This is a genomic window from Sphingomonas bacterium (genome assembly GCF_028292945.1).
GTDB lineage: Bacteria > Pseudomonadota > Alphaproteobacteria > Sphingomonadales > Sphingomonadaceae > Sphingomonas.
The window spans coordinates 34,914-43,187 of sequence record NZ_JAQGLJ010000029.1 but is presented as its reverse complement, the minus strand read 5'-3'; the positions used below and the strand labels follow the sequence as shown (position 1 = coordinate 43,187).

At 69.6% G+C, this 8,274-nt stretch carries 6 protein-coding genes; 5 read left to right on the top strand and 1 reads right to left on the bottom strand.

Features of this window, described 5'->3' with window-relative positions; genetic code table 11:
• The 3 genes from rimO to JWN21_RS03945 form a co-directional block, all read left to right on the top strand.
• On the top strand, window positions 1–1,087 hold a 1,087-nt coding region (gene rimO, locus JWN21_RS03955; RefSeq protein WP_299646451.1), incomplete at its 5' end, for a 30S ribosomal protein S12 methylthiotransferase RimO.
• 113 nt (window positions 1,088–1,200) lie between these two features.
• Entirely contained in the window at window positions 1,201–2,592 is a 1,392-nt protein-coding gene (locus JWN21_RS03950; RefSeq protein ID WP_299646449.1) for a serine hydrolase, read from the top strand.
• Entirely contained in the window at window positions 2,589–3,974 is a 1,386-nt protein-coding gene (locus tag JWN21_RS03945) for a M17 family metallopeptidase (RefSeq protein ID WP_299646447.1), read from the top strand. The genes JWN21_RS03950 and JWN21_RS03945 overlap by 4 nt, the downstream gene beginning before the upstream one ends.
• A 29-nt stretch (window positions 3,975–4,003) precedes the next feature.
• On the opposite strand, the gene tpiA is transcribed toward JWN21_RS03945, so the two are convergent.
• Window positions 4,004–4,750 (bottom strand): triose-phosphate isomerase, encoded by a 747-nt coding sequence (gene tpiA / locus JWN21_RS03940; RefSeq protein WP_299646455.1) that lies wholly within the window; start codon window positions 4,748–4,750, stop codon window positions 4,004–4,006.
• Between the two features lie 83 nt (window positions 4,751–4,833).
• On the opposite strand from tpiA, the gene JWN21_RS03935 reads away from it, so the two are divergent.
• Window positions 4,834–6,786 (top strand): peptidylprolyl isomerase, encoded by a 1,953-nt coding sequence (locus tag JWN21_RS03935; protein WP_299646445.1) that lies wholly within the window; start codon window positions 4,834–4,836, stop codon window positions 6,784–6,786.
• The gene (locus JWN21_RS03930; protein ID WP_299646443.1) at window positions 6,770–8,269 is read left to right on the top strand and encodes an anthranilate synthase component I family protein; all 1,500 of its coding nucleotides are present in this window, start codon (window positions 6,770–6,772) and stop codon (window positions 8,267–8,269) included. The genes JWN21_RS03935 and JWN21_RS03930 overlap by 17 nt, the downstream gene beginning before the upstream one ends.
• Window positions 8,270–8,274: the final 5 nt, after the last annotated feature.

The following is an 8,274-nucleotide window of genomic DNA, read 5'->3' as shown; positions in this document are numbered from 1 at the left end:
CAAGGAAGCCGACGTCATCCGCGCCCGCTTTCCCAGCGTGCTCGCCGTCACCGGCGCGCACCAGTACGAGCAGGTCGTCGGCGCAGTCCACGCCGCCGCGCCCGTGACGCGCTCGCCCTATCTCGATCTCGTGCCCGGCGGCTCGGTCGAGGACACCGACCTCAAGCTGACGCCGCGCCACTACAGCTATCTGAAGATCTCGGAGGGCTGCAATCACCGCTGCGCCTTCTGCATCATCCCTTCGTTGCGCGGCGATCTCGTCAGCCGCCGCCCCGACGCCATCCTGCGCGAGGCGGAAAAGCTGGTCGCCGCCGGCACGCGCGAGTTGCTCGTGATCAGTCAGGACACCAGCGCCTACGGCGTCGACATCCGCCGCGAGCCGCGCCAGTGGAAGGGCCGCGAGGTCGTGCCCCACATGACCGACCTCGCCCGCGAGCTCGGCCGCATCGCGCCCTGGGTGCGGCTACACTATGTTTACCCCTACCCGCACGTCGACAGCGTCATCCCGCTGATGGCCGAGGGTCTGGTGCTCCCCTATCTCGACATCCCGTTCCAGCACGCCAGCCCCTCGGTGCTGAAGCGCATGCGCCGCCCCGCCAATGAGGCCAAGGTGCTGGAGCGGCTGCGCACCTGGCGAAGCATCTGCCCCGACATCGCGATCCGCTCGTCGTTCGTGGTCGGCTTCCCCGGCGAGACCGAAGCGGACTTCCAGTATCTGCTCGACTGGCTCGACGAGGCGCAGCTCGACCGTGTCGGCGCGTTCCGCTTCGAGCCCGTCGCCGGCGCCGCCGCCAACGACCTGCCGGACCATGTGCCGGAGGCGCTGAAGGAAGAGCGCTACGCCCGCGTCATGGAGCGTACTGCCGCGATTTCGGCGGCGAAGTTGCAGGCGAAGATCGGACGAACCCTGTCCGTCATCATCGACGAGGTCGGCGACGAGGGCGCCACCGGCCGCAGTCAGGCCGACGCGCCCGAGATCGACGGCCAGGTCCTGCTCCGCGACGCCGCGCATCTGTCGCCCGGCGACATCGTGCCTGTTCTAATCGAGGATGCCGACGAACACGACCTGTTCGGCGTGCCGGCCTGACCCTTGTCATTCCCGCGAAAGCGGGAATCCATCTCGCCACCTCGCGAGGGCGGGAGGTGGATCCCCGCTTGCGCGGGGATGACAAGGCGGGGCGGTTCTGCTTCGATGGCGTCATGCTCCGCCCGCTCCTCGCTTCGCTCGCCCTGTTGGCCACCCCCGCCGTCGCCCAACCTCTCACCCCGGCCGAACTCGCGCGCGTCGACAAGGTCGTCACCGAAACGCTGCGCGAGACGGGCGTCCCGTCCGCGTCGGTCGCGATCGTTCGCGGCGGTCGCATCGTGCTCGCCAAGGCTTGGGGCAAGCAATGCGAACGCTGCAACGCGCCCGATCCGAACCTGCCGCAGCCGATCGCGTCCGTGTCCAAGCAGTTCACCACCGCCGCGCTGCTGCTGCTGGAAAACGAGGGCAAGCTATCGCTGGACGATCCGGTGGCCAGGCACCTGCCCGGCGTCACCGGCGGCGAGCGGATCACCATCCGGCAGCTGCTGTCGCACACCGCCGGCCTGCAGGACTACTGGCCGCAGGATTACAGCTTCGCTGCGATGGAGCGGCCGATCGCGCCGCGCGGCATCGTCGAGCGCTGGGCCGGCAAGCCGCTCGACTTCGCACCGGGCGCGCAGTGGCAATATTCCAATACGGGCTACACCGTCGCCGGAATGATCGCCGAGAAGGCGGCCGGTCAGCCGTTGATGGCCTTCATGCACGAGCGGCTGTTCCGCCCCCTCGGAATCCGCGCCGTCGATCACGACCTGGCCGTCGGTCGCGGCTTTGCGCAGGGCTATGAACGCCATGCGCTCGGGCCGGTGCGCGTCGCGCAGCTGCCGGCGAGCGGCTGGATGTACGCGACCGGGCACCTCGCGATGTCGGCCGCCGACCTCGCCCGGTGGAACATCGCGCGCCTGAACCGCGCACTGCTGCCGGCCGAGGACTGGGCTGAGCAGGAGAAGGTCGTACCGCTCAGTGACGGCACCGACACGGGCTACGCGCTGGGCGTGTTCTCGACCAAGCGCGACGGGCGGCGCTTCGTCGGTCACGATGGCGCGGCGGTCGGCTTCCTCACGCAGAACTTCGTCTATCCGGACGACAAGGTGGCGATCACGGTCATCATCAACGGTGACTTTTCCAACGCCGCCTCCGCCATCGCCGCCGGGCTGACCGGCATCGTCCTACCCGCCTCCGCGGCGACCGCAGACGACGGCGCAATGACCGCCCGCGCGCGTGGCATGTTCGACAGCCTGGTCGCGGGCGCGCCGAACCGCGCGGCGCTGACCGAAAACGCGCGTTACTTTTTCAAGCCGGTCACGCTCGCCGATTACCGGACCAGCCTGTCCGCGCTCGGCCGGCCTGTAGGCTTCGAGCTGGCGCGACCGGCGCGGTTGCGCGGCGGCTTCGTCAATCGCAACTATGTGGTCACCTATCCCACCCGCCGCCTGCGCATCATCACCTATACCGAGCCCGGTCCAAACGGCCGCTACGAGCAGTTCATCGTGCAGCCCGCCTCGTGATTGACCTGTCCGACCTGCTGCAACCCGACCGCGGTCAGCCCGCGCGCCTTGTCGAGGTTATCGCGCCCGACAACTGGGCCGACTGGCTCGTCAAGCAGCCGCCCCGCGCCCGCGCTACCCTCGCCGCACACGGATTGACAGGCAAACCTGGCAACAAGGTAATCCTGCCCGGCGACGGGCCCGACGACTGGTCGGCGCTGCTGGTGTGCGACGAGCCGGTCAGCTCGCCGTGGCGGTTCGCGTCGATGAGCGCCTTTTTGCCAGCTGGCACCTATCGGCTCGCCGACGGCGTTACGGGTGCGGGCGCGCTGGGCTGGCTGCTCGGCCAACATCGCTTCGAACGCTATCGCAAGCCCGCCGAGGGCGGCGCGCGCGTGCTGCTCACCCCCGACGCCGCGCGGCTGGCGGAGACGGTACGGCTCGCAGAGGCGACCGCGCTGGTCCGCGACCTCGTCAACACGCCCGCGTCCGACTGCGGACCCGCCGAACTGGAGGCCGCCACCGACAGCCTCGCCAAGGCGCATGGCGCGACGATGACCGTCACGCGCGGCGACGCGCTGGCGAGCGGCTATCCCATGATCCACGCGGTCGGGCAGGCGGCGAGCAAGGATCGCCACCCGCGGCTGATCGAGCTCGAATGGGGTGACCCGTCGCACCCCGGCGTGGCGATCGTCGGCAAGGGCGTCACGTTCGATACCGGCGGGCTCGACATCAAGCCGTCGGCGGGGATGCGGCTGATGAAGAAGGACATGGGCGGGGCCGCGCATGCGCTGGCGCTGGCGAGCCTGGTCATGGCGGCGCGGCTACCCGTTCGACTGCATCTGCTGATTCCGGCGGTGGAGAACAGCATTGGCAGCAACGCCTTCCGCCCGGGCGACGTGCTGCGCACTCGCGCCGGGTTGACGGTGGAGAACACCAATACCGATGCCGAGGGCCGGCTGATCCTCGGCGACGCGCTCACCAAGGCGGGCGAGGGCAAGCCCGAGCTGATCCTCGATTTCGCGACGCTGACCGGTGCCGCACGCGTGGCACTCGGCCCGGACCTGCCGCCGTTGTTCAGCAACGACGATGCGCTCGCGAACGCGTTGCTCGCGGCCGGAACGGCGCTGCACGACCCGCTGTGGCGGCTGCCGCTATGGGACGGCTATGACGACGGACTGAAATCCGACATCGCCGACCTGCAGAACGCCCCCGAGGGCGGCATGGCCGGCGCGATCACCGCCGCTCTGTTCCTGCGCCGCTTCGTGCCCGCCGGGGTGGCATGGGCGCACATGGACGTGTTCGCCTGGCGACCGGCGGCAAAGGCGGGAAGGCCGAAAGGCGGCGACGCGTTCGGCGTCCGGGCGGCGTATCAGGTGCTGAAGGAGCGATACTCGCGCTGATCTCCCTCTCCCGCAAGCGGGAGTGGGAGTTAGGCCGCAGCAGCCGCCTCGATGATCGGCACGAACTTGGCCGCCGTCAGGCTCGCGCCACCAACCAGAGCGCCGTCCACATCACCGGCGCTCAGCAGCGCCGCCGCGTTCTCCGCAGTCACCGATCCGCCGTACAGAAGGCGCACCGCATCCGCCTCGCCTCCGATCAGTCCACGCAGCTTCGCCCGGATCGCGCCATGCATCGCGGTCACGTCCGCGACCGTCGGCGTCCGCCCGGTGCCGATCGCCCAGACCGGCTCGTACGCGACTGAAAGCCAGTTGGCCGCTGCCCCCTTTGGCAAAGACGCTTCAAGCTGCGTAGTCACGATCTCCTCGGCTCGACCCGCGTCTCGCTCCGCAAGCGTCTCGCCAATGCATAAGATCACCGAAAGAAGGTCTCGCGCAGCTTCAGCCTTGGCTTTGACATCCGCGCTTGTCTCACCCTGATCTGCACGCCGTTCGCTGTGTCCAACGAGCGTGAAGCTGGCGTTAACGTCATTCAGCATCGCCGCCGACAGGCACCCTGTATGCGCGCCCTTCTCTGCTGAATGAACGTCCTGCGCACCGATCATCACGGGAGAGTCGACCACGCGCTTGGCGGCCAGTAGAATCAACGTCGCCGGAACAGCTATGGCGACATCGCATTGGGTGACTTTCGCCGCCGCCGCTATGGCGTCCAGTTCGGCAAGGTCGGTGCTCAGCCCGTTCATCTTCCAATTGCCCGCCACCAGCTTGCGTCGCATCACCTTCTCCTTGCGCCCTGCCGATAGCGCGCCCGCCATCCGGCACAAGCTTGATGCGGTGCCGCCCCTCCCCTAGGACCCCGCGCATGCTCGCCTTCTTTCGCCGCCTGACCAAATCCAAGATCGGCCTGATCATCGTCTTCGCTTTTCTGGCGATGATCGCGTTCGCATTCGCCGCGGGCGATGTGTCCAACATCCGCTCGCAGGGGATGGGGACCGTCGCGGGCGCGGACGGCCTGGTCTCCGTCGGCGACAAGCAGGTGACAGGCGCCGAGTTCGGCCAGCGTGTGCAGGGCGAGATGGAGGCCTACCGTCAACAACAGCCGACGCTGGACATGGCGCAGTTCATCGCGGGTGGCGGCTTCGATGCGTCGCTCACCCGACTGACCAGCGGCCTCGCGCTGGAAGAGTTCGCCCGCACCCAGGGCATGGTGGTGTCCAAGCGTGCGATCGACGGCCAGATCGCATCGTTGCCGGGTCTGCAAGGCCCCAACGGACAGTTCGACCCGACCATCTTTCGCCAGCTGCTCGCGCAGCGAAACTTGACCGAGAAGGGCGTGCGCGAGGACATCGCGCGCGACGCGCTGGCGACTGCGCTGACCGGGCGGCTGGTCGAGCGCCAGCCGGTGCCGCTCCAGCTCGCGATGCCCTATGCCAACCTGTCGCTCGAACGGCGTGCCGGCGTGATCGCGTTCGTGCCGACCAGCGCAGCCCCCGCCGGCCCGGTTCCCACCGCCGCCGAGCTTCAGACCTTCTACAGCCGCAACCTTGCGCGCTACACGATCCCGGAGCGCCGCCAGTTCCGCTTCGCACGCATCACGCTGGATCAGGTCCGCGCCGCCGCGGTTCCGACCGAGGCCGAAATCGCGCAGGCCTATGCGACCGATCGCGCCAGATACGCACCCACCGAACGGCGCACGATCACGCAGGTGGTGGTGCTGGACAAGGCGGGGGCGGATCGGCTCGCCGCGCGTGTCCGCTCCGGCACGCCACTGGTGCAGGCCGCCACGGCCGCCGGCCTGACCAGCTCCACCAAGACGTCACTGACCAAGGCTGCCCTGGCAAGTGAGACCTCGCCTGCACTGGCGGACGCGGTTTTCGCGGCGAGCAAGGGGGCGGTGGTCGGCCCTGTTCGCGGCGGGATCGGCTTCGCCGTCGCGGCGGTTGAGGACGTGCGCCAGGTCGCCGGCCGGAGCCTTGGACAGGCGCGCGACGAAATCGCAGCAGCGCTGACCATCCGCAAGACGGCGGACGCGCTGGAGGCGCAGCGTGACGCGATCGAGGACGCGCTGGGTGACAACGCGACGTTTGACGAGCTGATCAAGGATCGGAACTTGCAGGCGCAGACGAGCCCCGCCCTGATCGCCTCGGGCGTCGATCCGGATCGTCCTGCCGCGCCCGACGCCGCGCTCGCGCCGTTGGTGCAGGCTGCGTTCGACATGAACGAGGGCGACGATCCGCAGCTGGTGCAGACCGGTGAGGACGGCAGCTTTGCCGTGGTCGCCCTTGCCCGCATCATCCCCGCAGCGCCGCGGGCCCTCGCCGCCATTCGCGAGCAGGTGTCTCGCGATCTCGCCGGCGATCGTGCCCGCATCGCCGCGCGCCGCATCGCGCAGCAATTGCTCGCGCGCGTCAACGGCGGGGCGTCGATGCAGCAGGCCTGGGCAGCATCGGGCTTGCGCACGGACGGGCCCAAGCCGCTGGTCGCCAGTCGCGAGGACATGGATCGTCAGCAAGGCCCCGGCCGCGCGCCGCTGGCGCTGATGTTTGCGATGGCGCCAGGCACGGCCAAGCTCCTTGAGGCGCCCAGCAATGGCGGCTGGGCGGTAGTCAAGCTCGAACGCATCCAGCCGGGTGACTCGTCGCGTGATCAGCCCCGCGTCGCCGCGATCCGGCAGGCGTTCGGACAGCTGATCGGACGCGAATATGCCGAACAGTTCGCGCGTGCCGCGCAGAAGGTCGTCGGTTCCACCACCGACAAGGCCGCGGTCGACCGCCTCAAGAAGCAGCTGACCGGACAGGGTGCCGCAGGAAACTGAGGCGGTCGCCGCGCTCGCGGCGGGCCGTCCCGCGCTGATCTGGCGGCGGCAGGTCGCCGACACCGAGACGCCGGTCGCCGCCGCGCTGAAGCTGATCGAGCCTGGCCGCGGCGACTTCCTGCTCGAATCGGTGGAGGGCGGCGCGACTCGCGGCCGCCACAGCCTGATCGGCCTCGCGCCCGACCTGGTGTTCCGCGCGCACGGAGATCGTGCCGAGATCAACCGCCGGTGGGGGAGCGACCGTGATGCCTTCGAACCGGCTGGTCCGACGCTCGCCGCGCTCCGTGGGCTGGTCGCCGAGTGCCGCGCCGACGTGCCCCCCGAGCTTCCCCGCGCGCTGGCGTGTCTGGTCGGGTATTTCGGCTATGAGGCGATCGGGCTTGTCGAGCGACTACCCCAGCCCGCCGCCGACCCGCTCGGCCTGCCCGACATGCTGTTCGTGCGACCAACAGTGGTGTTGGTGTTCGACCGCCTCGCCGACGCGCTCTACCTCGTCGCCCCCGCCTGGCCCGATCCCGCACGCGATCCGGCCGCGATCGTGGCGGAGGGGCAAGAGCGACTCGACGCCACCGCCGCGCGCCTGACCGCCACGCCGCTCCCACCCCCCGCGCGTGCGGAGCCGGCGGAGCTGCGTTTCACGAACGTGCTGCCCCCGGAGCGTTATCGCGCGATGGTTGCGCGCGCGAAGGACTATATCGTCGCCGGCGACATCTTTCAGGTCGTCCTCGCGCAGCGCTTCACCGCGCCCTTTACCCTGCCGCCGTTCGAGCTGTACCGGTCGCTCCGGCGCATCAATCCGTCGCCCTTCCTCTACCATCTCGATCTGCCCGGTTTCGCCCTGATCGGTTCGAGCCCGGAAATCCTCGTCCGTGTGCGCGACGGCGCCATCACCGTCCGCCCGATCGCCGGCACGCGCCCGCGCGGAGCTACGGCGGTGGAGGACGAGGCGAACCGCGCCGAACTGCTCGCCGATCCCAAGGAGCTCGCGGAACACCTGATGCTGCTCGACCTCGGCCGCAACGACGCCGGCCGCGCCGCGGTGCCGGGCAGCGTGCGCGTCACCGACAGCTATGGCGTCGAGCTGTACAGCCATGTCATGCACATCGTCTCGAACGTCGTCGCCGAGCTCGCGCCCGGCCGCGACGCGCTCGATGCCCTGTTCGCCGGCTTTCCCGCCGGCACGGTGTCGGGCGCGCCGAAGGTCCGCGCCTGCGAGATCATCGCCGAACTGGAACCGGAACGCCGTGGTGCGTACGCTGGCGGCGTCGGTTATTTCTCGCCGGACGGGTCGATGGACTCGTGCATCGTCCTGCGCACCGCCGTGGTGAAGGACGGGGTCATCAACGCCCAGGCAGGCGCCGGCATCGTCGCCGACAGCGACCCCGCATCCGAACAGCGCGAATGCGAGGCCAAGGCGGGTGCGATCCTCGCGGCCGCGCGCGATGCCGTCGCGCGTGCAGGTGACGCGGGTTGGGGTCAGTAGCGCCC

Coding starts and splice junctions, on each gene's coding strand:
- JWN21_RS03950 (WP_299646449.1), top strand. CDS start 1,201: ATGCTCCGCCCGCTCCTCGCTTCGCTCGCCCTGTTGGCCACCCCCGCC.
- JWN21_RS03935 (WP_299646445.1), top strand. CDS start 4,834: ATGCTCGCCTTCTTTCGCCGCCTGACCAAATCCAAGATCGGCCTGATC.